Origin of the sequence: Microbacterium soli (assembly GCF_039539005.1) — a bacterium.
In the GTDB taxonomy this organism is placed as follows: domain Bacteria; phylum Actinomycetota; class Actinomycetes; order Actinomycetales; family Microbacteriaceae; genus Microbacterium; species Microbacterium soli.
This window is the reverse complement of record NZ_BAABCP010000001.1, coordinates 754,697-779,941: the sequence shown is the minus strand read 5'-3', so window position 1 is coordinate 779,941 and position 25,245 is coordinate 754,697. Positions and strand designations below refer to the sequence as shown.

The window sequence follows — 25,245 nt, the reverse complement described above, 5'->3', positions numbered from 1 at the left end:
TGAATCGATGCGACCATTGACCGAGGCCGAGGTTCGAGCATCGATCGGGAACGCGGATGCCGAGGAGATCGCGCAGATCGGGATGCCGCACGACTTCGTGCTCACCGACTGGGACTACATCGACTTCCTCGCCTGGCGCGACCCGGAATCCAGCCGCCGGGCGGTGGTGGTCATCGAACACGAGGGGCGTCCGCGCGGTATCGTGCTGCGTGCGACGGATCCGGCGCGCGTGCGCTCGGGCATGTGCAACATCTGCCACACGCTGCAGCCCGGCAACCAGGTGGCGCTGCTGACCGCGCGGCGCGGCGGAGCGAAGGGGCGTCGAGGAGACAGCGCGGGCACGTACATCTGCGCGGACCTCTCGTGTCACGACAACGTCCGGCTCGCGCATCCGCTCGCCCCGAACGAGGTGCGCGCGCCGGGGCAGGCCGACATGCGCCTCGACGGCGCGCGTCACCGCATGGAGGCGTTCGTCGTCCGCGTGCTCGACGAGTCTTGAGCATCCGTGCTCACCGGCTGAGCCCCGGTCGCGGGTATGCTGAGACCCCGTCCGAGTTCGCGAACGGAGTCCGACCCCACCGCGGCAGTCCTGAGCATCGAAGGAGAGCCATGACCGATCCCATCCTGCTCACGGTCGAGCAGGGCCTCGCCCGTCTGACTCTGAACCGCCCGGCGAGTCTGAACGCGTTCGACGCCGATCTCGCGGTGGCGTGGCGTGATGCGACGGCCGAGGCCGTGGCGCGCGACGATGTGCGCGCCATCCTTCTCGATGCCAACGGTCGTGCCTTCTGCGCCGGCGGCGACGTGCTCGCGATGGCGACCGGAATGGGCGAGGGCGACGACATCACCGCACTCGCGCAGGTGATCAACGAGGGCATCCTGTCGCTGACGACGTCGGCGATCCCGGTGGTCGCCGCCGCGCACGGCACGACGGCCGGCGGCGGGCTGGGCATCCTGATGTGCAGCGACTACGCGATCGTCGGCGCCGGTTCGAAGATCGGCAGCCTGTACGCGAACATCGGCCTGACGCCCGACCTGTCGGTCACCGCGCAGCTCGCGCGCGCGGTCGGTGAGCGCCGTGCGCTGCAGCTCGTGCTGCAGGACCGGATGCTGTCGGCCGCCGAGGCCGTGGAGTGGGGGCTGGTGGCCGAGGCCGTCGCCGCCCCGGCCGGCTCGGAGACGGCGGAGGCCGAGGCGGATGCCGTGCGCGAGCGCGCCGAGCAGGTCGCGCGGTTCTGGCTGGCGGGCGCGGCGGGAGCGTATGGGGAGGCCAAACGGCTGATCCGCTCGGAGCGCTCGCGTACATACGCGGAGCAGCTGGCCGAGGAGGCGCGTTCCATCGGCGTCGCATTCGAGACGACGGATGCCAGGGCGCGGGTCGCCGCGTTCGCCGCGGCGTCGAGGAAGTCCGCGCGCGGCGGGCAGGCCGAAGCCTGAGGTTATCCACAGTCTTCCTCGCGGTGCGGGCTTCCCGTGGCAGGATGAGAGATCACGACCGCCGGAGGGACACCATGACTGACAGCACGTCGCGTTCGGATTCTCAGCAGACGACATCGCGACTCATGCGGGGTGCCATCTGGATCGCGATCGGCTCACTGATCGCCGCAGCTCTCGTGTGCGTCGTCTGGGTGCTGGTCGGCAACCAGGACGGCATCATCGGGCGGGCGTTCCTGACGATCCTGCTGCTGGCGGTGTTCGCGGGGATCGCGATCGTCGAGTCGAATCTCGCATCGCGGCGTCCGGACTGGCTGGCGTTGACGAGCATGATCACGTGGATCGTCGCGCTGCTGGTCGGCGCGGTGAAGATCTGGCTGCCCAGCGCGTACGCCTACGGCGGCTGGCAGTTCGCGCGGTTCCTGCAGCTGCTCCTCGTCGTGGGCATCCTGCAGCTCGCGCTCCTGCATGTGCGCCTGTACCTGACCGCCGCCAAGCGCTACGTCACGACGTTCACGCGCGTCATCGTCATGGTGACGCTGACGATGCTCGCGCTGCTGGTCCTGATGCTGGTGTTCTTCCTCACCTTCCCCGATCAGTTCGACTACTCGGACCTGTACTGGCGCATCGTCATCGCGTTGGCGATCCTCGCCGCAGTGGGCACGACGCTCATTCCGCTCCTGAACGCGCTGTTCGCACCCCGCTCGCCTCGAGCGACGCCTGCGGCCATGCCTCGGGCAGCGGGCGTGGTGGGCGCGCAGCCGGACGCCGCCCCCGCACAGCCGGTCGCCGCATGGCCGACCTATGCCGACGGCCGCACACCGTTGCCGGTCATGCCCGATGGCTCGCCCGACTGGAACGCGTACTACACGGGCCACCCGACGTACGCGCAGCAGCAGGGCTTCCCGGCGCTGGGCGGGGAGGAGCAGTACGGCACGGATGCGGGTGCTGCGGATGCTGTTCAGGCGGGTTCCGGCGCGCCGGAGGTATCGCCGTTCGCTCCGCCCGTGCCGCCGGTGCCTCCCGCTCCTCCTGCCTATGCCGCCTTCCCGCCGCCTCCCGCGTCCGAGCCCGCCGAAGGCGACGCCGCGACGCAGCCCGGCCCGGATCAGGACGCATCGGGGCAGTCCGAGGCCGGACGGTGAACCCCGCCGACCTCGGAGAACTCGCCGCGGACATCGCCCGGGAAGCCGGTGAACTCGCGCAACGGCGACGCACGGAAGGCGTGTCGTTGGCGGCGACGAAGTCGACCCTGGCCGACATCGTCACGGAGGCCGATCGCGAGGTGGAACGGCTGATCCGCGAGCGCCTGCAGACCGAGCGACCCGATGACGGCTTCCTCGGCGAGGAGACCGGGGCCCAGCACGGCACGAGCGGATTGACCTGGGTCGTCGATCCCATCGACGGCACGGTCAACTACGCCTACGGCATCGGTGCGTACGCGGTCAGTGTGGCCGTCGTCGAGGGGGAGCCCGACCCGGAGCAGTGGCACGGCGTCGCCGGCGCCGTGTCCGCGCCCGTGCTCGGCGAGCTGTTCACCGCAGCCAGGGGCGAGGGGGCGTGGCTCGACGGCATCCGTCTCACCGTCTCCGACGGAAACCCGGCCGGTGCCCTGCTGGCGACGGGGTTCGGCTATGACCCCACCACGCATGACGGCGACCTCGCCATGGTCCGGCGGATCATGCCGATCGCGCGTGATCTGCGGCGCATGGGGTCGGCGGCGATCGACCTGTCCTATGTCGCCGCGGGAAGGCTCGACGGCTTCTTCGAGCGAGGGCTCAAACCATGGGATTTCGCGGCCGGGGCGATCCTGGTGCAGGAGGCCGGCGGCGCGGTGAGCAGGCTCGAGATCGAGAACGCCCGGCCCATGGTCGTGGCCGGTGGTCCAGCGGTGCACGATCGCCTGCGTGCGCTCGTCGAGGGGCAGGTGTGAGAACGTCCCGCGGAGGCGGTACCCGTTCGTAGCTTTATCGGCTCCGAACCTGTACAGTGTTTACCTGTTCGTTACTTTCCTCCCCCGAGGACGGAGAGTGGACAAGCTGCCCGAGCTTGACGATGACCCGAAAGACCCGAATTGCCTCCTGCACGCCCTGAGATCGAGCCCGCGCTGACGCGCCGATCCCACCGGCTCCGCGCGGCCGCGGCGGCACAGGCGACCTCGGATGCCGTGCAGTCGTCGCCCGAGTCCGCCGGGCGATCCACCGCGCTTTCCGCAGTGCCCGAGGAGACTCCGGCGGTGAGTGCGGAGGCTCCGCTGAGCCGGCGGGCGCGGCGCCTCGCTCAGGCCGCGGCCGCCGACGCCCGTCCAGCAGCATCCGACCGGCCCGTCGGGGTGGACGCGTTCGCGCTGGCATCCGACGCCTTCGGCTTCTCGCCCGTCGAGGACGAATCCGACCGGGAGGCGCCGAGGGTCGACGACGTCGTGGCTGATTCATCGCCCGCGTCCTCTGCTCACGTGGCACGGCCGCGCCGCATCCGTCACCGCATCGCCGCCGCAGCCGCCACGCTGGGCGTGATGAGTGTGGCAGGGCTCATCGCCGTCTCGATGACGTTTCCCGCGAGTGCTGTCGCCGCCGCGCAGGCCGGCGGCGCACGCGCGACGACGTCGCTGCTGGCCGCGGACGCACCGGCGGCGAAGAAGGTGGAGGAGGACGAGATCCAGGCGTTCGTCGCGGCCTCCGACGTGGAGGACGAGTCCGTCGCCAGGGATGCCGAGTACTCGACGGTGTCGCTGCTGGACGTCGCCGCCGAGGAGCACATCCGCTTCTCCGACAGCCTCTACACGAACGATCCGAACGCCGCCATCCAGTGGCCGTTCATGGTCGGCGTGGCCATGAGCTCACCGTACGGCATGCGCGATGGCAGGCTGCACGCCGGCATCGACCTGGTGCCGGGCGCCGGCGCGACCATCCAGGCGATCGCCGACGGGACGGTGCGCATCGCGACCGAATCGGGCGGCGCGTACGGCGTGACCGCGTACGTCGACCACATCATCGACGGCCAGGTCGTCACCAGCCACTACGCGCACATGCAGTACGGCTCGCTGGCGGTGCATGCCGGGCAGAAGGTCAAGGTCGGCGACACGATCGGCAAGGTCGGCAACACCGGCCGCTCCTACGGCGCGCACCTGCACTTCGAGATCATCATCAACGGCTCCACGGTCGACCCGCTGCCGTGGATGCGCAAGAACGCCGGCCGCTACGAGTACTGAGCCCCGTCGGGGCCTGTCCCGCGTCCTCGTGCGGCGCGCATCGTCGCATCCGTCGGCCTGCAGCGGCCGGCTGTGACATCCGAGCCGGGGTGCACGGGCCGCGTGATCGCGACCGTGCGCAGAGGCGCCGTCGCGAGGGGCGCAGACGGCCGGTTCGATTTCGTGCCACGGCCCCGCAGATGATAGTCTCGTCTGGTTGCTCTGACAGGAGCAGCACGCCCCGATAGCTCAGTGGCAGAGCACTTCCATGGTAAGGAAGGGGTCGTCAGTTCAATCCTGACTCGGGGCTCGCAGTGTTCGCTCACCGAGCGGATGCCGTGCGGCAGGGTAGCTCAGTTGGTGAGAGCGCACGACTCATAATCGTGAGGTCGCGGGTTTGAGTCCCGCCTCCGCTACTAGATTTCTCGTCTGATCAGGATTTTTTGTCCCTATGGAGGGACGGAAGATTGATTGGGTCGACGTTTATTCGACGCTTATTCCGCGACAGGTCGTTGTCCTGGCGTCTGCATAGGGTGCAGGTCGAGCGACCTCGGGCGCTCTCGGATCGGCACCTATTCGACATGGATAGTGAACGTCGAACCGGGCTTGCCTTGGACCCACGCTCATTGCCCTCGCGCTCGCCGCGTACTTCGGCGCGTTGTCTGAAGCGATTTATGCGCTCTGGGCTCACTGAGCCTGCTGCGGCGAACTCGCCGATGCTTGGCAATTCGTTCTCAGGAGAGATCTTGACACCGGGCTGACGGTACGAAGGAAGTGCCGGGTACGAGTTGAGCATGTGCCGCATAGTGCCGCCATCAGTGTGGAGCGTGCCTCCGTATCATGCCTACGCGCGCGGGTAGAATTCAGCGGTAAGCCTGTCGGGTCCGTCGCGGGCAAGGGGAGTCGCGGAAGGAGGCTGGCTGGTCATGGCAACGAACGATCAGCTCAAGGCGCTCGTGAAAAGCCACGCTGACGGCGACGACCCTCAGTTCTACGCGGTCGCGATGCAGGTAGCGGCGAAAGCAGCACGCTCGGGTCAATCAAGGTTCGCGCAGGACCTTCGTGATCTTGTTGATGACCTCCGCCAACGCGGTGCTGCGCGGGAACAGGGCGCATCGGTCGTGCCGGTTGCGCAGCCTCGGGGGGAACTCAGTTCGTTGCTGACGGTGAGCTACCCCGATTCCCGACTCAACGATCTAGTTCTGTCGGACGACCTGGGGGAGCGGCTACATCAGGTTCTGCACGAACAACGCCAGCGGGACGTACTTGCCCGCCACGGACTCCGACCAGCGCGTAGGCTACTGCTGATCGGCCCGCCCGGCACCGGGAAAACCTCGACGGCGCGTGTGCTGGCCGGAGAACTGCGTCTTCCGTTGTTCGCCATCCGCCTGGACACGATCATCACCAAGTTCATGGGCGAGACCGCCGCGAAGTTGCGGCTGATCTTTGATGCGCTGATCGAGACGCGTGGTGTTTATCTGTTCGATGAGGTAGACGCCCTCGCTGGTGACAGAGCAGCCGGAAACGATGTGGGAGAGATCCGTCGGATTCTGAACTCGTTCCTGCAGTTCCTTGAGGAAGACACATCGGAGAGCGTGATTGTAGCAGCGACGAATCACCCGCAGCTTCTGGATAGCGCGTTGTACCGGCGGTTCGACACGGTCATGGACTTCTCCCTGCCTGACGACGATGCTGCGCAAGCGGTCATCAAGAACCGGCTCGCTCTTTTCCGCATCGGCAACCTCAGTTGGTCGAGGGTGCTCGACGCCGGGCGAGGGCTGAGTCATGCAGAGATCGCGACTGCTGCCGAGAACGCCGCGAAGCGAAGTGTTCTTGCGGGCCGCACTCGAATCCTGACCGACGATCTTGTTGCCGCTCTCGGGGAACGTTCCCGATCGGTATTGGGTGACCGGAGCGCATAGAGGTATGGCTGAGCGTGACCGTCCGCACATCGTTGTGCCGATGACGCCCCGATCTGAACCGTTCACGATTCCCAGCAGCGGCGGGAGCACCGAGCGTCCCATTTTTTCGCGTGATCGGCGGGCGCATGGGAACGCCCTCATCCGGCAGTACGAAAGCGCGGTACGCCCCACCTCGGATGAGCCGCCGACCGAAGGTACCTACCTGTCCTTCCTCTCCTTCCCCGGACTCGAACTCGCGCTGAAAAGCCTCGACGTCCAAAGCAGCGGCGAACAGCCTGAGCTGGTCGTTGTCAGCGAGATGGACGCGGGCGACGGCCGCGTGCAAGTCGCAACCGTCTACATCCCGGACGGAAAGAAACAGCATTTCCTGAAACGACTGACGCAGTACGTCGAGACGGCGGATGCGGACAAAGCACGTCATGCGGACCTTGTGGAAGGCATCCAAGAGATCCGCAGAGCAACAATCCGACAGCTGTGGACGGATGCGGACGACGCCTACCCGGCCGACCCGACGCAGATGCGCTGGTGGGAGGTCTGGCTCCGTAAACGTGACGGTCACGCACTCGAACGGTTCACGGCTTTCGCCGCCGCCCGCGGTCTTCGCACGAGTGAGCACTATCTCGGTTTCGGAGACAGGACCGTTGTGCTGGTCCATTCGACTGCAGATCAACTCGCTGATGCTTTCCGGTCCCTTGACGACATTGCGGAGCTACGGCAGCCGCACGACGTCCAGAGCTTCCTCAGTGAACTGCCAGCATCAGAGCAAGCAGAGTGGGTCGAAGACCTCCGTGGCCGTCTGCGACCAGCCGGTCCCGGTGCCCCTGTCGTCTGCATTCTTGACACAGGCGTTCAGGACAGCCACCCGCTTCTGACGGACTCGATCGCAGAGAGCGACATGCATGTCGCCCATCCGCTGTGGCAGCTACCGCCGGTGCATAGACATGGCACCGAAATGGCAGGTCTGGCGCTCTACGGGGACGTACACCGAGCGGTTCAGGAGCAGGCAGTCGTAGAACTTCGCCACCGTTTGGAGTCGGTGAAGATCCTGCCCGATCGAGACAACACCGATCAAGACCTCTACGGAGCGATCACTGCTCGCGCCGTTGACCGGCCCGAGATCCAAGCGGCTGACCGTCCACGCGTGTTCATGCTCGCCGTCACCGCGGAACAAACCCGCGCACCGGCTCGCGACGACAAGAACGTGAAAGCCGAAGCAGGAAAACCGACCTCCTGGTCAGCGGCGATCGATGCACTGGCCTTCGGGCGCGCGATCGACGACACTGACCCGAAGTTCACCTATCTGGACCGTGATGAGCCGCCCCGACCACGACTCTTCGTCGTCTCCGCAGGGAACATTCGAAACGTCTCCGCCACCGATGACCACCTCGAACGCAGCATTCTCGAGCCGGTAGAAGATCCCGCACAGGCATGGAACGCGCTCACCGTTGGTGCCTACTCCGCGAAGGATGATATGTCCGGGGCACCGCAGGAGTTCGCCGGATACAAGCCCATCGCTCCGCGCGGTGAACTCTCCCCGGTCAGTCGCACCTCGGTGCTGTTTGACAGTAAGAAGTGGCCATTCAAACCCGATGTTGTCGCTGACGGCGGCAACCTTGCCGCATCCCCCGATAAGAGCACGGCCGATACGCCCGAAAACCTCGCACTGCTCACCACCCGTTTCCGGATGCCAGGTGAGGGGTTCTTCACAACGACACGTGACACCTCGGCCGCGACCGCGACCGTGGCTGCCATCGCCGCTGATATCTATGCCGCCTATCCGGACCTTCGACCGGAGACGGTACGCGCGCTCATCGTGCATTCCGCGCAATGGACGGACGCGATGCAAACCCGCTTCGATGCGGAATCGAACAAGACCGCGTTGGCCGCGCTGCTGCGTTGCTATGGCATGGGTGTCCCCGATGCTGACCGGGCCCTGTACAGTGCCGCCGACGCACTCACCCTGGTCGCCGAAGCGACGATCCATCCCTACGAACGCGAAGGAAACAGCAGCGCCGGCAGGACACGTGAGATGAATCTTCACGAGCTGCCGTGGCCCACGGCGGAGCTGGAAGCGCTCGGCTCTGCTCAGGTCCGAATGCGGGTGACTCTTTCGTACTTCGTCGAACCGAACCCCTCCAGCCGCGGATGGACCGGCCGTTACATCTACCCGTCTCATGGACTGCGCTTTGCAACACGCCGACCTGACGACAGTGTTGAGGCGTTCCGTCAACGGGTCAACGCACGCGCCCGTCTGGATGAGCAGAAGCCGCTAAAGCTCCGTACGGAGCAAGGCTGGATGTTCGGCAGTAACCAACAGCAGGCTGCCGGGTCACTCCACACCGATATCTGGTCAGGGAATGCCGTTGATCTCGCCAGCAAGGGTGCGATCGCGGTGTACCCGGTAGCCGGGTGGTGGAAGAACCGTCCACACGAGGACCAGAGCGAACATGGGGTCCACTACTCGCTGATCGTGAGCATCGAGTCCCCGGAGATCGAGGTCGATCTCTGGACCCCGGTCTATCAGCAGGTATACGGCAGCGTTGAGATCCCGACCTGACCAATAATCGAACAGGGCGCCAGCCTGCTGTACGCGGCATCTCTGACTGGCATGGATCATGCCGACACCCGCGCGCGGGCGGCCACGGAAGGTGCGTCGGCGAGATTTGAGCAGTCGACGTTTATTCGACGTTTATTCGGTCGAGATCGTCCGAAACCGCTCTAACTGACTGGTATGATCGATGAGTCAGAGAAAAACTCCAGGCAAGGATTACCTGGTCAGAGCGAGAAAACTCTAGGCAGCGGCAGGATAGCTCAGTTGGTGAGAGCGCACGACTCATAATCGTGAGGTCGCGGGTTCGAGCCCCGCTCCTGCTACAGATCAGAAGACCTGGTCATAGCCGGTTTTTTCGCCCCATCGCCTCCTTGATTCGAGACCTCACGATTCGAGAGGTCGACCGCGTCGCGCACAGCGAGTGCCGCCTCGGTCGATGAGGTGTGCGTGTCCTCGAGCACCTCGTGGTGTGGGCACGGCCGGCCGGCGCGTCCTGCCCGCGCCATGACCTGACCGCTACGTTGGCTTCAGCAGATCGGCAAGGTCTCGCCTTTTCGACTCGTGACTGTCGATGATTAGGAAGGCGTGCTTCGGTCAGGCCCGTCGCAGGTTAGCATCCCGATGAAGTCGGTGAAGGCCAGGTCTGCACGGGTCTTGTCCCCGGTTGCGTCGAGATCCATGAAAAGGCCCCGGATCACGGCCAGGGTGAGCGTGGCCAGCTCCGGCCTGCCGAGGCTCGCCAGCCCCTCCTCCAACGGTGGGATCCAGTCGGTCGTGGCGATCCGCTTGAAGCCGGGCCAGAGCCGCTGCCCCGTGCTCTCGCGCAGTTGCCCGAACATCCGCAGATAGGGCTGGCCGTCCGGGCTCGTCATCTGCCGCCATGCCCGCTCCAGCGTGACAGTGTACGGCTCACCCCCGCGCGGCTTCAGCAGACTCGTGAACATGTCGAGCTGGCCCTGCCGAGCCTGCCGAAGAATCTCGCGCAGCAGATCGTCTCGTGTGCCGAAATGGTAGAGCAGCATGCGTGCCGAGGTGCCACTGGCCTTGGCGAGGGGTTCGACCCGGTCGGGCAGACCATGCGCGAGCGCGTACTCGGTGCAGCGGTCGAGCAGATTCTGTTTGATCTGAGGTTGCGCCTTCCTGCCCATCCCCGCATCGTTTCATGTAATACTCGTTACGTCAATTCGAGATACGCCTGAACGTGAGGAGTCGAGATGAGAGTCGTGTTCGTGCACGGTGCATGCGTGAAGGACGGGCACTGGTGGTGGCATCGGACCGCGAGGCTGCTGGATGCACACGGGATCAGGAGCGTCACACCCGAGCTGCCGAGCTGCGGGGAGTCGGGGATTCCCGCCGGCGTCGACGGGGCGGGCCTCGACGAAGATGTGGCCGCCGTACGACGTGCACTGCAGAGCAGCGACGAGCCGACGATTCTCGTCGCCCACAGCTACGGCGGCATCGTCGCGGCGCAGGCCGCGGCCGGCGCCGATGCAGTCCGTCACCTGGTCCTCATCTCGAGCTACCTCCCCGAGATCGGGCAGAGCCTGGCGGATTTCGGGGACGGGGAGCCCGCTCCCTTCCTGCAGGTCGACGCGGTGAACGGCACGCTCCAGGTCGACCCCGACGCACTGGTGGAGACGTTCCTGCAGGACTGCCCCACGGACATCCAGTCCCAAGCGTTCGAACACCTTTCGGCCCAAAGCGTGCGCGTGACCGCGCAGCCCGTGGCCGCGGCATCGTGGCAGGCCATCCCGACGACGTACGTCGTGTGCAGTCAGGATCGTGGCACTCCGGCCGAGTTGCAGCGCAGGTACGCCCAGCGGGCCGATGCCGTGGTCGAACTGGACACGGGGCACCACCCGTTTCTGTCACAACCGGAAGCCATCCGCGACCTGCTCGTCAGCCTCTGACGGCCTGGAGCACCTCTGCTGCTCAGTGCCGGCATCGCCACTCGGCACGACACCGCTCATCACGACATCGTGCGGTGGGACTCGGCGTCGGCGACCGCCTTCAGCAACCCCGGAAACCGGGCTTCCACGTCGGAGCGCCGGAGGGACACGCCCTTGCGGTTGCCGTAGCTGACGTCGTAGGTCAGCCCCGCTTCCCGGAGCACTCGGAAGTGGAACGTGCTCGTGGCCTTCGTGACCGGCAGTTCGAAGCTGGTGCAGGTTCGCTCGGTTCCCTCGGGTTCGGCAAGCAGGGTGAGGACGACACGGCGACGATTGGCGTCAGAAAGCGCGCTCAAGATCTTGCCGATCTCCAGTTCGTTGCGCCCGGGGATCTTCCCTTCACTCATGCGCGACTCCGTCCGGTGATCCTCTGATTCAGCAGGGTACGTCTTGTATCGTACCTTGCGCTGTGGCATCATCGGTCAGGTACGACGACAGTCGTACCTGACCATCAAAGGATCACATGACCAGCACAGACACCGCCCCGCGGCGCACTCAGAAGACGAACGAGCTGCCCTGGTTCGGCCTCTTGGCGCTCTTCGCCGCCGGGTTCCTCAGCATCATCAACGAGACCACGCCGGCCGGCCTGCTTCCGCAGATCGCCGCCGGGCTCGGCGTATCCGAAGCCGAAGCCGGACAGACGGTCACGATCTATGCCCTGGCAACCGCACTCACCGCCGTACCGCTGAGCACGCTGCTGGAGCGCTGCGGGCGCCGCACGGTGCTGGTCGGCGCACTGGCCGCCTTCGTCGTCGCGAACTTCGCGATCGCCGCAACGACGAACTTCGTCGTCATCCTCGCCGCTCGAGCCGTCGCGGGAGTGGGAGCAGGCCTGATCTGGACCAATCTGGCGGCCTATGCGGCGCGTATCGCACCGCCCGCCCTGCAGGGGCGCGCAATGGCGATTGCGAACGCCGGAACCCCCGTGGCCCTGTCCATCGGGTTGCCGCTCGGTACCTTGTTGGGCGACGCCACCGGATGGCAGTTCACATTCGCAGCGACCGGGATCGCGGGAATCGTCGTGATCGGGTGGGTGTTTCTCGCGTTGCCCAACATCCCCGGGGTCGTCGCACAGGACCCCACTCGGCTCGGCAGCATTCTCCGCGTCCGTGGCGTCGTCACGATCTTGCTCGTCATGTGCGGGTTCTTCCTCGCGCACAACGTGCTGTACACCTACATCGCACCCCTCGCGGGGCGAGCAGGCATCGGCCGGCAGATTCAGTGGCTTCTGCTCGTGTTCGGACTCGCGGCGATGGTGAGCATCTGGATCACCGGCGCGTGGATCGACCGGCAGCATCGGCTCCTGACGGTGTCGGGCATGTGGCTGGTCGGAATCGGAGCCGTTCTTCTGTGCCTGGCGCTGGTGCACCCGACCTTGCTGTATCTCGCGGCGATCATGGTGACGCTCGTGAATCTGATGATCGGCGCCGGCGGCCTCGTGGGCGGCCTGCTCATCGACGGGCTCGGCGTTCTCTCGCTGCCCTGGGCGGCTCTTGTCATCATGATCCCCACCGCGCTGACCGCGAGTCTCGCCCGTCGCCGCGCCTTCCCGCGCTGGACGTCGTGACCGAGCGTGCGTAGACCGCACCCGTTGCTCGGATACGCGTCCGGGCCGGGGACGCGGTCGTACTGATCCGGCCGTCCGCGGCGACCAAGGGGCGTCGCGGACGGCCGCGACGTGCGCGACGGTTTCGATGTCCCGTAGCGGGGGCGTCCACCCTGTGACGCCCCCGCCCATCGGTCTCCCGGTTCAGGCGCTGAGACCGTATCCGCCGGCGCCGACGATCTCCTGACCGGTGATGTAGCGGGCTTCATCCGAGCCGAGGAACGCGACGATCCCCGCGATGTCCTCCCCGGTCCCGAAACGCTCGAAGGGGATCCTGCTGCGCATCATCTCGCGGCCCTCGTCCGGCACCCCGAGCTTGTCGAAGAGCGGGGTGTCGATGGCCCCGGGGCTGACCGCGTTGACGCGGATGCGTCTCGGTGCCAGTTCGAGAGCGAGCGAGGGGAGCATCGTCAGCAGCGCCCCGCGGGTGCCTGCCGCGACGCTGGCGCCGGGCGCCCCTCGCGAGGAGCCGATCCCCACGGTCAGCACGACGCTCGCGCCGTCGTTCAGCAGTGGCAGCGCCTTCTGGAGAGTGAAGTACTGCCCCTTGAAGTTGATGCCCACCTGGGCGTCGAACGACTCCTCGGTGACATCCGCGATCGGCGCCGGGGTGAACACGCCCGCGTTCAGGAACAGCAGGTCGAGCGTTCCCAGACGGTCCTCGATCACGGACATGAGCTGCGTCGTGTCGCTCAGTGACGCGGAGTCCGCGGGCACGACGATCACGCCGTCGGGAAGCTCCTCGCGGGCGCGGGCGAGAGTCTCCGGGTTGCGGCCGGTCACGGCGACGCGGTAGCCGCGGCTGTGGAGCAGCTGCGCAGTGGCGGCGCCGATTCCGCTGGTTCCGCCGGTGATGAGTGCGTTAGGCACGATTTCCTCCTCTTGTGGTACGGGGCTCGATAGTCAGCTCGCCCCGGGTCTGGGTCCGAATGTGATCGCTGCCGAGCATGTCGTGCGGGAAGCCGAGGTCGACGGCGCTGATCGCGTCGAGTCGAGCGATCTGCGCATCCGTGAGCTCGACCTCCAGTGCACCGAGGTTGTCCTGGAGCTGCGCGAGGGTGCGCGCCCCGACGATCGGTGCGGTCACCGCGGGCCGGCTCAGCGCCCACGCGAGGCTCACCTGGGCGGGCGTGCCGCCGGCCTCCTCGGCGATCCCGCGGACGGTCTCGACGATCGCCAGGCTGCGCTCGTTGATACCGCCGAGGGCGAGATTGAAACTCCGACGCGTGCCGTCGTCCTCGCTCGGCTGCGCCGCGAGATCGTTCCGGCTGTACTTTCCGGTGAGGATCCCCCCGGCCAGCGGCGACCACAGCACGGTGCCCAGCCCGAGTTCGTCGGCCATGGGGAGCAGATCGCGCTCCGGGGTGCGTTCGACCAGGTTGTACTCGAGCTGGACGGCGGCCAGAGGCGACCAGCCCCGCAGATCGGCGATCGTGTCGAGGCGGGCGATCTGCCAGGCGGGGGTGTTGGAGATGCCGATGTAGAGCACCTTGCCCTGTCGGACCAGATCGTCGAGCCCCCTGAGGATCTCCTCCAGCGGCGTGGACGGGTCCCACACGTGGAGGTAGAGCAGGTCGATGTAATCGGTGTTCAGCTGTTGGAGGCTCGTCTCGACGGCGCCGAAGAGGCTCTTCCGGCCGGCGCCGCCCGAGTTCGGATCCGTGGGGTTGCGAAGAGTGCTGTACTTCGTGGACAGCACGAAGTCGTCCCGCGCGTCACCGACGAACTCGGAGATGAATCGTTCCGACGTGCCGTTGGTGTAGGTGACGGCCGTGTCGATGAAGTTCCCCCCGCTCTCGGCGTAGTGCTCGAACAGCCGTCGGGATTCGGCCTTGTCGGCTCCCCACCCCCAGTCCTGCCCGAACGTCGCCGTGCCGAGCGCGAGGGGCGATACGCGTAGTCCGGATCTTCCCAGCTGCCGGTACGTGTCAAGTGCGAGAGTCAATGATCCTCCAGTAGGATGCTCTAAGCGGGGACTTCCCCGGATGGACATCAGACAGTAACGGGGACCTCTCCGTTTTATTCCGATGACGTCACGATTCGGAGAGATCCCATGACCACTGCCCCTCAGCACCTGCGAGCCGACGCGAAACGGAACCGGGAGCGCCTGATCGCCGCCGCCGTGGAGGCCTTCACCTCCGGGCGGGAGGTCTCCCTGGATGCGATCGCCCGTCGAGCCGGTGTCGGAAGCGGAACCCTGTACCGACACTTCCCCACCCGTGAGGATCTCGTCGAGGAGGTGTATCGCGATCAGGTGCGACCGCTTCGCGAGGAGGCGATGTCCCTCCTGGCCGAGCATGAGCCTCCTCGAGCGCTGCAGCTCTGGATGCTCGCCTTCGCGGAGTGGGCCACGCAGCGCCGGGGCGTCGTCGACGCCCTGGTCGCGATGAGCGCATCGGGTCGCTTCGGCACCGGACCGGTGTGCGACGAGGTCCAGCACATCCTCCAGCTGCTGCTGGATGCGGGCTCGGCCATGGGCCAGTTCCGCGCCGACATCGCGGCGATCGATGTCGGTGGGATCCTGGCAGGGCTGCTGTCGGTCGCCGGCGCGCCCGAGCAGCGCGATCAGCTCGATCGGATGATCTCCATCGTCGTCGTCGGCCTGCGCGCGACCGAATCCGAGCCCGCATCACGCTGATTCGATGGATCTGGTCGACGCCGGGGAGCCCCGGCGGAGGGTCGGTGGCGCACCTTCATCACGGCGTCCGCAGCGACACGCATGGTATTCCGGCTTCCTGCCCGGGGCCCCGAGATACCTGCCGCGCAGGCGCGGCTGAGCCCGACGCGCTCAGCCGTCGACCGCCCGCTGCTGCAGCGGGGCGAGGTACTTCTCGGCCCACTCGCCCGCCAGGCGGAGCGTCGGCAGCAGCTCGCGGCCGATCGTGGTGAGTTCGTAGGTCACGGCGACGGGCGGCCCGGGCTCGACCTGGCGGACGACCAGCCGAGTCTGCGCGAGCTCACCGAGCCGGTCCGAGAGGACCGTGTCGCTGATGCCGGTGACGGCGCGGCGCAGTGCACCGAAGGACAGCGGCCCCCGCTTGAGCACGTCGATGATCGCGCCGTTCCAGCGCTTGCCGAGGATCGTGAAGGCCAGCAGGACCGCGCGGTCGCAGGGCTCCTCCTCGTCATCCGCCGTCATGTGCCCATTGTACGCATGCTAGTGTTCGACAGGTTGCTGCGTTTTTACTAGTAACTATGCGAACAGGAAGGAAGTTCTTCGATGACACTGCTCCGTATCGATGCGAGCATCCACCCGCACAGCTCCGCCACGCGGGAGCTCGGAGACATCGTCGAGGCCGAGTGGACGTCGGGTCGCCCCGATGCTCTCGTGCGCAGGCGGGATCTCACGGAGAATCCGGTCCGCTTCGAATCGTGGAGAGATGCAGTCACGGGCGGCATGACCCCTCAAGATCAGCGCACCGCGGCGCAACGCGACGCCATCGCCCTGGCCGAGTCGCTTGCGGACGAGCTGATCTCCGCCACAGCACTGCTGTTCGACTTCCCGCTCTACAACTACGGTGTCGCGCAGCACGTCAAGAGCTGGTTCGACATGGCCTACACGGACCCCCGGATCGACCCCGCCGGTTCCGCGCTGCGCGGCAAGCCCGCCGTACTCGTCACCGCGCTGGGAGGCAACTACGACGAGGGAACCCCGAAGCACGGCTGGGACCACTCCACTCCGTGGATCCGACGCGTGCTGGAAGATGTCTGGGGACTGGAGCTCCAGGTCGTCCAGCGCTCATACACGCTGGTCGGCGTCAATCCCGCGCTCGACCGGTTCGCCGACGCCGCTGCCGCACACAGGACGGAGAGCCTGGACAGCGCACGCCGTCTCGGCCGCGAACTGGTGCAACGCGCCACTGCCACCGTCGCCGCCGCGTGATGCATATGTGATGCCCTCCGGCGGCCGGGCAGCGAGTCCGGCCGCCGGAACGGCGCCTCGCGCTGCCACCCCAGCGCGGCGCTTGTGGTCGCGGCGGCCTGCAGCGGCACACCGTCGGAGACGAACGGCCAGAGCACCGGCGGATGCCACAACAGCCCGACCACGACCCGTGCGGACACACCTTCGGGGCTCCGCTCGCTGACGGACAGGCGCATGCGCTGGGGCCAGTGCGACCACGCGGCGGCGGCATGCGACGTGAACAAGCATTCAGCCGGGTAGCCGGATTCACCTCGCTCCGGATGACCGCTCCGATGACCGAACCGCACCATCGAGGGAGAACCCTGCGGCATTGCACGGATCTACCCGCTCGTGTGTGTCAGTACGTCTCCCGCCGTCCCGGGCGCCCTGGAGCCGGAGTTCGGCTCCCATCCGGGCGGTGTCCCTCAGCCATGCTCCGCGACCGACTCCGCATGGGAGTGCAACGCCGGTCGGAACGCCGTGCAACCCGCGCGCGGTTCCCAGATGCGGATGCTGATGGAAGGTGCGGCATCACCTACGCCGTGCGGTACGTCGAATGACGATCGAGCACATCGCGGAGCAGCTGTTCATCCTGAAGCTCGATCGCTTCCACGAGCGCGCGATGGACCGCCGTGCGGTCGACGCGAAGCGCGTCAGCATCGTTCTCCGGTGTCGACGGGCTCACCTTCTGCGTGCGCCTGAGGAGAGTCCTGATCGCGGTGAGGTACACGAGCTTGAGGAACTCGTTCGCACCCGCTTCGGCGATGGCTGCATGGAGTGTGAGCACCGAGCGATACACGTCGGTGGCGTCCGATGCCGTCTCGATTGCGTCGAGGTGTTCGTGAAGTCGCTCCAGGTCCATGGAATCACGGTTTCGGAGCGCGTCCCGCGCCACGGCCTCCTCGAGTGCGTCACGTACGTCGACGACATCCGAGATGCTGTTGTCTCCACCGGTCAGACGCACCATGGAGCGCGCCAGCTTCAAGACGGGCCGCTGCTCGGCCACGAGCGCTCCGCCCCGTGGGCCCGGACGCAGACGTACGGCTCCTCTGCTCGCGAGGATCTTCATCGCCTCGCTGAGCGTCGACGGCGCGACTTGGAACACCGATGCGAGTTCGCTCTTCGTTCCGATGAGGCTGCCGACTGCGGGGGCCTCCTGCTCGATGAACCGCTCGATGACATCCGCGATGCTCTCGGGCAACGATCCGGTGCTGCCCAACCCGTTGAGCGCGAGGCTCGCACGGAGGGGCTCCACAAGGGTGGTCGGCACAGTCTCGTTCGCCACAGTTTCCCACCCTCTCGCATCGGTACGGTCACTTGATTCTAGATACAAAACACATTCGATGTTGCTTGATCATAATTAAACGTGTTTAATTACTCACGAGAAGCACGAGGAGGTGCCTTGATGAGATCGAAATTCCTGGGCGTGATCGCCCTCATCGCGGTAGCGGCCCTGACCGCGACCGCGTGCAGCACCGATGGGCAGAGCCCAGTGGACGACGGGGACGCACCGGAGTCGGTCATCCGCATCGGGATGACCACCGAAGCCGGCAGCAACTACGACCCCATCACCAACCCGAACGCCTTCGTCGCCGGCTACGTCTCGCCGGTCTTCGACACTCTGCTGGTCGCCGACGGCGACACCCTCGGCCCCGGACTCGTGGAGGAATGGGATGTCGAGGGAGAACGCATCACTCTGCACCTGCGCGAGGGCGTCACCTTCCACGATGGGAGCCCGGTCGACGCGGAGGCGGTTGTCGCGAACCTGGAGCGCGCCCGGGACGACGAGCGCTCTGTCGTCCGCCGCGATCTCGAGACTGTTCAGAGCGCGACTGCCGTCTCGACGACCGAGGTCGAGCTGATCGTTCCGAGCGGTTCCGGCGCGGTGCTGGCGGCGTTGGCCGGGCGCGCGGGCATGGTCGGATCCCCGGCCGCGTTCGTGGAGGAGGATTACTCGATCAAGCCGATCGGCGCGGGACCGTGGACAGTGAGCGATGACTCCGTCGTCGGGCAGCGCATGGTCTACACGGCGTATGACGGCTACTGGAACCCCGACGTCCAGGGTGTCGACCGGATAGAGATCCAGCTCGTGGATGCGCAGACCGCGCCGAACGCGCTGTTGGGCGGCCAGATCGACATCGGTACAGTCGAAGCCCGGCCGGATCAGATCCCGACGATCGAGGAGGCGGGATTCTCCCTGCAGACGTTCCCGGAGGTGGCCTATCAGCACCTGATGTATATGGCCAAGGACGGTCCTCTCGGCGACCCGCGGGTTCGACAGGCGATCTCTCTGGGCATCGATCGGCAGTCGATCAGTGACGATGTCCTTCAGGGGGCGTGTGTTCCGCAGGCGGCCGTCCAGGCGCTGCCGGGCGCTGACGGTATCGAGGCGCCGGCACGCGACGTGGACGCCGCGAAGGCACTGTTGGCGGAAGCCGGTTTCAGTGACGGTGTCGAGTTCGACGTGGTCGTCAGCTCGGCCGGGCCGGGTTCGACCATCCTGCAGGCGATCCAGGGTCAGCTCGAGGCGGTCGGCATCACCATCAACATCAACCCGCTCGCCCGGGCTCAGCTGCTGAGCACTTACGTGGAGGGCGGTGCGGATGCGTACTGGACCGTGAACACGGGAGACTTCGACTCGGCTCCGCTGGTCGCACAGCTCAGTACCACCATGAGCCCCGGCGGGTCCGATGCCGATCTGGACCAGCTGGCCGCTGAGGGTGCTGACGCGACGGACCCGGCTGAGCGCGCAGCGATCTACACGAAGTGGAATGAGCGCTTCGCCGAGGGTGCCTTCGGCGTCGGCCTCTGCAACCTCACACTTCCGTACATGGTGCGTGAGGGCGTCGAGGGGCTCCAGGTGAAGATGCCGCTGCACATCGATCCCCGCGGTCTGACAATGGGCGAGTGATCGCGCGATGACGACGAGCCGTACGCGGGAGGCAGACCCGGGTTTCCGCGCTGAAGCCGGGGGTGACGCACTTCGCGTCGCCCCCGGCGGGCGATGGCGTTGGATCATCCGGCGGCCCGGGTCGATACCCGGGATGATCGTCTTCCGAGTGCTGATGCTCATCCCGACGCTCTTCGCCGTCACGGTGTTCGCGTTCTGCCTCACGCTCCTGGTTCCGGGCGATCCCGTCTACGCGATTCTCGGTGAGTCCGCCTCGCCGGAGGCCGTGGCCGCGGTGCGCGCAGAGCTGGGTCTGGACAAGCACCCGGTCGAGCGCTACCTGATCTGGCTGGGGTCGGTGATCCAGGGGGACTTCGGGACATCGCTACTGGGAGCCACCCCGGTTCTGGAGGCGATCATGGCGCGTCTGCCGGTCACGATCTCGCTCGTCGTGCTCTCCGTCGTCGTCATCATCGTGATCGCCGTGCCGTCCGGCATCCTGGCCGGATATGCCCGCAATCCGATCTTCGACAGGATCGCCGCCATCGCGGTCTCGGTCGGTCAGGCACTGCCGCCGTTCTGGCTGGGGCTCGTCTTCGTGGCGGTCTTCGCCCTGGGGCTGAACTGGTTCCCGCCCTATGGGTACATGCCTGTGTCGCATGGTCTCATCGACCATCTGCGCTACCTCGTCCTTCCGGCGGTCGCGCTGGCTATTCCATCGATCTGCGAATTGTTCCTGCAGACGCGGTCCGCGGCGACGGACGTCTTCTCGGAGGATTACATCCGCACGGCGCGCGCCGCCGGGCAATCCGGCTTCTCCATCGTCGCTCGCTGGGGAGGTAAGAATGCGATGGTGCCGGTCGTGACGGTCGTGGGCCTGCAGATGGATCGACTCATCGGCGTCGCCGCGCCGGTCGAGACGGTCTTCGGGATGCAGGGCGTGGGTTCGCTCGCCGTGACGTCGGCGCTGAACTCGGACACGACGATGCTCCTGGGCATCATCGTGGTGGTCGGGGCGTTCGTGCTCCTGCTGAACCTGCTGGTCGATCTCTCCTACATGTACTTCAACCCGAAGCTGCGTGCATCATGACCGAGCTCCGATCCACACCGGCCGCACCCGCCGACCCGTCGGGACACGGGTCCTCGCGGACCATGCGCGGACGTTGGCAGCTCCTCATCCTCGTCGCGCTCATCACCGGACTTCTCGTCGTGCCGCTGTTCGCCCCCTACCCTCCGAACCAGACGGGGTTGGGGCCCGGCCTGCAGCCACCGGGCCTGGAGCACTGGTTCGGCTTGGACGCGGTGGGCCGCGATGTCTTCAGCAGAACTCTGACCGGAGCGCGGACGTCGATCCTCGCCGCGACTCTCGCGGTCGCCGTCGGTCTGGGCATCGGGCTGCCGCTCGGCCTCGTCGCCGGGTTCTCCGGAGGAAGGATCGACGGCATCCTCACGCAGGCTGTCGGGATCCTTCAGACCATACCCGGTCTCATCCTCGCGATGGCGATCGTCGGGATGACCGGTAGGAGCCTCGTGAACGCGATGATCGCCATCGGGGTCGTCTTCGTGCCGCGGTTCTATCGGGTCATCCGCGCCGCGGCGCTGTCGGCGGCGGCCGAGACCTACGTGACGGCATCGCGGTCCATGGGGTCGCCGGCGTGGCGCACGATCATGGGCCACGTTCTGCCCGCGGTGCTGTCCGCGACGCTTGTTCAGGCGACGGTGACGATGGCAGTCGCCGTGTTGAGCGAGGCGACGCTGAGCTTCGTCGGACTCGGCGTCCAGCCGCCCGCTGCGAGCCTCGGAACCCTGTTGGCCGAGTCCGACGACTACCTCGGGCTCGCGAACAATCTCGCGATCCTGCCCGGGGTGTGCATGGTCGGCGTCGTCCTGGTGTTCACCGGCACGGCGGCGCAGATGCGTCGCGTGCTCGAGAGACGGGAGGCGCGATGACGATCGGGACGGAGGCACGGCACTCGGATACTGCCGTCGAGGTGAGCGGTCTCACAGTGTCGTTCGTCATGGGCGATCGCCCCGTCGAGGTGCTCAGCGACGTGAGCTTCTCCCTGCGGAGGAACCGGATCACCGGCCTGGTCGGCGAATCGGGGTCGGGCAAGAGTGTTACCGCGCTGGCGATCATGGACCTGCTCCCGCAGGAGGCCGAGGTCGCTGTCGACAGAGTGCGGATCGGCGATGACGTTTTCGAGAGCATCGACCGGAGCACGGTCGGCGCCCGGCGGGGCAACGAGCTGTCGATGATCTTCCAAGAGCCGATCCGCAGTCTCAACCCCGCCTTCCGCGCCGGGGACCAGATCGCCGCCGTCGTCAGACGACACAAGCGCGTCAGCGGTCGCGAGGCACGGCACCGGGCGACTGAGCTGCTGGAGCTCGTCGGCATCCCCGACCCCGCGCGCACCGCGGCGGCGTTCCCGCACCAGCTCAGTGGCGGCATGAGCCAACGCGTCATGATCGCGCTCGCCCTGGCGGGGGAGCCGAATGTGCTCTTCGCGGATGAGCCGACGACCGCGCTCGATGCGACGACGCAGGCTCAGGTACTGGCACTTCTCAAAGAGCTCGCGGACCGACTGGGCATGACGACTCTCATCGCGACGCATGATCTCGGCGTTGTCGCGGAGCTGTGCGACGACGTCATCGTGATGTACGCCGGCGAGATCGTCGAGATGGCGACGGTCGAGGAGGTCTTCGCAAGGCCACGGCATCCGTACACCAGGGCCCTGCTGTCCTGCAGCCGACTGGACGACGGGGCACTGCGCGGCATTCCCGGCAGTGTGCCGCAGCCGGGGAAGTGGCCGCGGGGATGTCGGTTCGCTCCGCGGTGCGAAATCGCGGTCGAGGGCGCCTGCACGGCCGAGCCCCTCCCGCTCCGGCGAATCGGCACTCGAAGCACCCGGTGCCGTCGTGCAGAGGAGATGGATCTATGACGGACATCGCGCGTGTCTCCGAGGTCAGTCGGCTCTACCGTGCCCGTGGAGGGCGGGAGGCGGGAGGTCGTTTCCGCGCCGTGGACGGTGTCTCCTTCACGATCCCGGCAGGGGAGACTCTCGGGCTTGTCGGCGAGTCGGGATCGGGGAAGTCCACCGTCGGACGCGTTCTCATCGGGATGGAGAAGCCGGATGAGGGGGTCGTTCGGTTCGAGGGGGAGGACATCAGTCGCTTCTCCGCGAGACGACGCAAGCAATTCCTCCGCGACGTGTCCATGGTGTTCCAGGATCCGTTCTCCGCGCTGGATCCGAGGTGGACGATTCAGCGGATCATCGCCGAGCCGCTGACGATCACCGGAGACTTCACCGCGCAGGTCAGGCGCGAGAAGGTGCTGACCGCGTTGCGTCACGTCGGACTGGGTGCCGAGCACCTGGGCCGTCGGCCGCGGGAGTTCTCGGGCGGTCAGCGCCAGAGGATCGCGATCGCCCGCGCCCTCGTGAGCGAACCCAAGCTGATCGTGTGCGATGAGTCGGTGTCGGCCCTGGACGTGTCCACGCAGGCGCAGGTGCTGGGTCTGCTGAAGGAACTTCAGGACCGGCTCGGTGTCTCCTACCTGTTCATCTCGCACGATCTGCACGTGGTGCGCCGGGTCAGCGAGCGCATCGCGGTGATGTACCTGGGCCGCATCGTCGAGGAGGGCCCGGCGAAACGGCTGGTCGATCAGCCGCTGCATCCCTACACCGCCGCGCTCGTGTCCGCGGCCCCCATCCCCGATCCCGCGCGAGCGCGGGCCAATCGTCGCATCATCCTGTCGGGTGTTCAGCCCTCCGTGGTCGATCCGCCTTCCGGATGCATGTTCCGCACCCGCTGTCCGCTCGCGATGGACATCTGCTCGAGAGAACGGCCCGCCTGGCGGACGGTGGCCGACGGTCGACGAGTCGCCTGCCACCTCCATGGGCGGGACGGGGCAGCGAACGGAATGCTCGATGTCGCGGCGATGATGCGCTCGGCAACACGCCGGGACACCGGTCAACAGACGAAGGAGAAGGCAAGCACATGAGAATCGCACTCTACTCACTCGAAGGCGAGAAGCCCCGCCTGGGAGTCGTGACCGAGCGAGGATGCGTCGATCTCGCAGACCTCGGAATCCGGGTCCGGACGTTCGCCGGGTTCTGGGAGGCCTGGCCGGCCATCTCCGGCGACGTCCGCTCCCGGTTGGACGGAGCGCCGTACCACGACGTCGAGGACGTCGAGTGGCACCTGCCCGTGGATGCCGATGCGACGTTCTGGGCGGCGGCGGCGAACTACTCCGAGCACCTCGCGGAGGGGAGCTTCGCGAGACCGGACTTCCCGCCCTTCTTCATCCGGAGCGCGAGCTCCCTCGTACCGCACGGCGGGAGCGTGCACAAACCCTGGTTCTCGGACCGTCTCGACTACGAGGGGGAGCTGGCGATCATCATCGGCGCACGGGCCCGGCACGTCTCGGAGCAGGACGCCCTCAAGCATGTCGCGGGATATACCTGCTTCAACGACGGGTCCGTGCGGGACTGGCAGCGGCACACGAATCAGATCACCGTGGGCAAGAACTTCTTCGCCAGTGGCGCGCTCGGACCGTGGATCACGACGGCCGACGACGTCGGCGACATCGATGGGCGGATGCTGCGGACCGCGGTCAACGATCGAGTCGTGCAGTCCAGCGCCGTCGGCGAGGCGATCTGGGGCGTCCGGTACGTCGTCAGTTACCTGTCCGCCGTCACCGTCCTGCGTCCGGGCGACGTCATCGCCCTCGGCACCCCGGGAGGAGTCGGAGCCAGACAGACGCCGCCGCTCTTCCTGCGGGCGGGCGACCGGGTCGAGATCACCATCGAAGGGGTCGGCACCCTCGCCCACGGCGTCACGGAACCGGTCGCGACGTCGGCCCCGTGGCCTGCAGGGGTGACACGATCGTGAAGCCGATCGGGACGGAGCTGCGGGAGGTGGGCGAAGGGATCTTCGCGCACATTCAGCGGGATGGCAGCTGGTGGCTCAACAACTCCGGGGTCGTGGTGCGCGATGGTGTCGCCGCCGTCATCGACACCTGTGCCACGCGTCCGCGGACGTCCGCGTTTCGCGAACGCATCGCGGAGCTGACGCCGCACGCTCCCCGCCTGCTGATCAACACTCATGCGCACGGCGACCACACTTACGGGAATGCAGTCTTCCCCGAGGCCACGGTGATCGCCCACGTCGGCTGCCGGGCCGCCATGGCCGATGATCCGGTCCGCTGGTCGCCGGCCCGCGAGTGGTGGGCCCCCGTCCCGCGCTGGGCGGACCTGCCGCTGCGGTTGCCTGACATCACCATCCACGAACACACGGAGGTGCACTGCGCGGACCGGAGGGTGGAGGTCTGGCCCGTCGGAGGGCGCGCGCACACCGACCACGATCTCGTCATCGTGCTCGACGAGGTCGCCTTCGTAGGCGACCTGCTGTTCCGCGGCGGGACGCCCCTGTTCATCTCCGGCTCGCTCACCGGGTACCTCGAGGCGCTTCCGCTGCTTCGTCGGCTCGCTCCACGCATCCTCGTACCGGGGCATGGTGAGCCGTGCGATCAGGACGAGGTGGACGCGCATGAGCGGTACGTGCGTCTGGTGCTGGAAGCGGCCAGGGCCGGGATCGAGCAGGGCATGACCCCCCTCGGCGTCGCCCGTGAACTCGATCTGGACGAGTTCGGCGACCGGACTGACAGCGAGCGCATCGTGCTCAACCTGCACCGCGCATTCGCCGACGTGAACCCGGAGCACGGATTCGACATGGAACGGGCCTTCACCGACGCCATCGCCTTCCACGGGGGTCCGCTCAGGACTCGGGTGTGAACAGAAGAAG

General features: G+C 66.9%; 24 protein-coding genes and 3 tRNA genes. 21 read left to right on the top strand and 6 right to left on the bottom strand.

Features of this window, described 5'->3' with window-relative positions; genetic code table 11:
* The first annotated feature begins 7 nt into the window (after window positions 1-7).
* From ABD770_RS03610 to ABD770_RS03565, 10 genes are all read left to right on the top strand, one after another.
* Window positions 8-499, top strand: a complete 492-nt coding sequence (locus tag ABD770_RS03610) for an FBP domain-containing protein (RefSeq protein ID WP_344818135.1) — start codon at window positions 8-10, stop codon at window positions 497-499.
* A 110-nt stretch (window positions 500-609) separates the two neighbouring features.
* Window positions 610-1,437: an enoyl-CoA hydratase/isomerase family protein gene (locus ABD770_RS03605; RefSeq protein ID WP_344818134.1), complete on the top strand. Its 828-nt coding sequence runs from the start codon at window positions 610-612 to the stop codon at window positions 1,435-1,437.
* Between the two features lie 74 nt (window positions 1,438-1,511).
* Window positions 1,512-2,579 carry a hypothetical protein gene (locus tag ABD770_RS03600; RefSeq protein ID WP_344818133.1) on the top strand — a complete coding sequence of 356 codons (1,068 nt, stop codon included), beginning with the start codon at window positions 1,512-1,514 and terminating at the stop codon, window positions 2,577-2,579.
* On the top strand, window positions 2,576-3,367 hold the full coding sequence (locus ABD770_RS03595) for an inositol monophosphatase family protein (RefSeq protein WP_344818132.1): 792 nt from the start codon (window positions 2,576-2,578) through the stop codon (window positions 3,365-3,367). The genes ABD770_RS03600 and ABD770_RS03595 overlap by 4 nt, the downstream gene beginning before the upstream one ends.
* Window positions 3,368-3,670: 303 nt before the next feature.
* Complete coding sequence (locus tag ABD770_RS03590) at window positions 3,671-4,645, top strand: M23 family metallopeptidase (protein ID WP_344818131.1); 975 nt, start codon at window positions 3,671-3,673, stop codon at window positions 4,643-4,645.
* Between the two features lie 217 nt (window positions 4,646-4,862).
* Window positions 4,863-4,934: transfer RNA gene (locus tag ABD770_RS03585), tRNA-Thr, on the top strand.
* Window positions 4,935-4,966: 32 nt separating this feature from the next.
* Window positions 4,967-5,040 (top strand) — tRNA-Met (locus ABD770_RS03580).
* Window positions 5,041-5,550: 510 nt separating this feature from the next.
* Window positions 5,551-6,546 carry an AAA family ATPase gene (locus tag ABD770_RS03575; protein ID WP_344818129.1) on the top strand — a complete coding sequence of 332 codons (996 nt, stop codon included), beginning with the start codon at window positions 5,551-5,553 and terminating at the stop codon, window positions 6,544-6,546.
* A gap of 4 nt (window positions 6,547-6,550) precedes the next feature.
* The gene (locus ABD770_RS03570; RefSeq protein WP_344818128.1) at window positions 6,551-9,103 is read left to right on the top strand and encodes a S8 family peptidase; all 2,553 of its coding nucleotides are present in this window, start codon (window positions 6,551-6,553) and stop codon (window positions 9,101-9,103) included.
* Window positions 9,104-9,346: 243 nt separating this feature from the next.
* A tRNA-Met gene (locus ABD770_RS03565) sits at window positions 9,347-9,420 on the top strand.
* 252 nt (window positions 9,421-9,672) lie between these two features.
* Here ABD770_RS03565 and ABD770_RS03560 read toward each other — a convergent pair.
* Window positions 9,673-10,245, bottom strand: a complete 573-nt coding sequence (locus ABD770_RS03560) for a TetR/AcrR family transcriptional regulator (RefSeq protein ID WP_344818127.1) — start codon at window positions 10,243-10,245, stop codon at window positions 9,673-9,675.
* Between the two features lie 66 nt (window positions 10,246-10,311).
* Here ABD770_RS03560 and ABD770_RS03555 point away from each other — a divergent pair, with 66 nt between their 5' ends.
* Entirely contained in the window at window positions 10,312-11,007 is a 696-nt protein-coding gene (locus ABD770_RS03555; protein WP_344818126.1) for an alpha/beta fold hydrolase, read from the top strand.
* A 59-nt stretch (window positions 11,008-11,066) separates the two neighbouring features.
* Here ABD770_RS03555 and ABD770_RS03550 read toward each other — a convergent pair whose 3' ends face one another.
* Window positions 11,067-11,393 (bottom strand): ArsR/SmtB family transcription factor, encoded by a 327-nt coding sequence (locus tag ABD770_RS03550; RefSeq protein ID WP_344818125.1) that lies wholly within the window; start codon window positions 11,391-11,393, stop codon window positions 11,067-11,069.
* A 116-nt stretch (window positions 11,394-11,509) separates the two neighbouring features.
* Between ABD770_RS03550 and ABD770_RS03545 the strand changes: the two genes are divergently transcribed.
* A complete protein-coding gene (locus ABD770_RS03545; protein WP_344818124.1) occupies window positions 11,510-12,613 on the top strand; it encodes an MFS transporter in 1,104 nt (367 codons plus the stop codon).
* A gap of 183 nt (window positions 12,614-12,796) precedes the next feature.
* Here the strand turns inward: ABD770_RS03545 and ABD770_RS03540 are convergent, their stop codons facing one another.
* Together ABD770_RS03540 and ABD770_RS03535 are read right to left on the bottom strand one after the other, a co-directional pair.
* Complete coding sequence (locus ABD770_RS03540; RefSeq protein WP_344818123.1) at window positions 12,797-13,522, bottom strand: SDR family oxidoreductase; 726 nt, start codon at window positions 13,520-13,522, stop codon at window positions 12,797-12,799.
* Window positions 13,515-14,597: an aldo/keto reductase gene (locus tag ABD770_RS03535; protein WP_344818122.1), complete on the bottom strand. Its 1,083-nt coding sequence runs from the start codon at window positions 14,595-14,597 to the stop codon at window positions 13,515-13,517. Before ABD770_RS03535 ends, ABD770_RS03540 begins: the two co-directional genes overlap by 8 nt.
* Window positions 14,598-14,705: 108 nt before the next feature.
* Here ABD770_RS03535 and ABD770_RS03530 point away from each other — a divergent pair, with 108 nt between their 5' ends.
* Complete coding sequence (locus tag ABD770_RS03530) at window positions 14,706-15,290, top strand: TetR/AcrR family transcriptional regulator (RefSeq protein WP_344818121.1); 585 nt, start codon at window positions 14,706-14,708, stop codon at window positions 15,288-15,290.
* Between the two features lie 150 nt (window positions 15,291-15,440).
* On the opposite strand, the gene ABD770_RS03525 is transcribed toward ABD770_RS03530, so the two are convergent.
* On the bottom strand, window positions 15,441-15,791 hold the full coding sequence (locus ABD770_RS03525) for a winged helix-turn-helix transcriptional regulator (RefSeq protein WP_344818120.1): 351 nt from the start codon (window positions 15,789-15,791) through the stop codon (window positions 15,441-15,443).
* An 81-nt stretch (window positions 15,792-15,872) separates the two neighbouring features.
* Here ABD770_RS03525 and ABD770_RS03520 point away from each other — a divergent pair, with 81 nt between their 5' ends.
* Window positions 15,873-16,535 (top strand): FMN-dependent NADH-azoreductase, encoded by a 663-nt coding sequence (locus tag ABD770_RS03520; RefSeq protein ID WP_344818119.1) that lies wholly within the window; start codon window positions 15,873-15,875, stop codon window positions 16,533-16,535.
* A gap of 553 nt (window positions 16,536-17,088) precedes the next feature.
* On the opposite strand, the gene ABD770_RS03515 is transcribed toward ABD770_RS03520, so the two are convergent.
* On the bottom strand, window positions 17,089-17,838 hold the full coding sequence (locus tag ABD770_RS03515) for a FadR/GntR family transcriptional regulator (protein WP_344818118.1): 750 nt from the start codon (window positions 17,836-17,838) through the stop codon (window positions 17,089-17,091).
* 120 nt (window positions 17,839-17,958) lie between these two features.
* Between ABD770_RS03515 and ABD770_RS03510 the strand changes: the two genes are divergently transcribed.
* From ABD770_RS03510 to ABD770_RS03480, 7 genes are all read left to right on the top strand, one after another.
* Window positions 17,959-19,464: an ABC transporter substrate-binding protein gene (locus ABD770_RS03510; protein WP_344818117.1), complete on the top strand. Its 1,506-nt coding sequence runs from the start codon at window positions 17,959-17,961 to the stop codon at window positions 19,462-19,464.
* Between the two features lie 133 nt (window positions 19,465-19,597).
* Complete coding sequence (locus ABD770_RS03505) at window positions 19,598-20,533, top strand: ABC transporter permease (RefSeq protein ID WP_344818116.1); 936 nt, start codon at window positions 19,598-19,600, stop codon at window positions 20,531-20,533.
* A complete protein-coding gene (locus tag ABD770_RS03500; protein WP_344818115.1) occupies window positions 20,530-21,393 on the top strand; it encodes an ABC transporter permease in 864 nt (287 codons plus the stop codon). Before ABD770_RS03505 ends, ABD770_RS03500 begins: the two co-directional genes overlap by 4 nt.
* The gene (locus tag ABD770_RS03495) at window positions 21,390-22,382 is read left to right on the top strand and encodes an ABC transporter ATP-binding protein (protein WP_344818114.1); all 993 of its coding nucleotides are present in this window, start codon (window positions 21,390-21,392) and stop codon (window positions 22,380-22,382) included. Before ABD770_RS03500 ends, ABD770_RS03495 begins: the two co-directional genes overlap by 4 nt.
* On the top strand, window positions 22,379-23,443 hold the full coding sequence (locus ABD770_RS03490; RefSeq protein ID WP_344818113.1) for an ABC transporter ATP-binding protein: 1,065 nt from the start codon (window positions 22,379-22,381) through the stop codon (window positions 23,441-23,443). The genes ABD770_RS03495 and ABD770_RS03490 overlap by 4 nt, the downstream gene beginning before the upstream one ends.
* Window positions 23,440-24,333 (top strand): fumarylacetoacetate hydrolase family protein, encoded by an 894-nt coding sequence (locus tag ABD770_RS03485; protein WP_344818112.1) that lies wholly within the window; start codon window positions 23,440-23,442, stop codon window positions 24,331-24,333. Before ABD770_RS03490 ends, ABD770_RS03485 begins: the two co-directional genes overlap by 4 nt.
* Entirely contained in the window at window positions 24,330-25,235 is a 906-nt protein-coding gene (locus ABD770_RS03480; RefSeq protein ID WP_344818110.1) for an MBL fold metallo-hydrolase, read from the top strand. Before ABD770_RS03485 ends, ABD770_RS03480 begins: the two co-directional genes overlap by 4 nt.
* The last annotated feature ends 10 nt before the right edge of the window (window positions 25,236-25,245 follow it).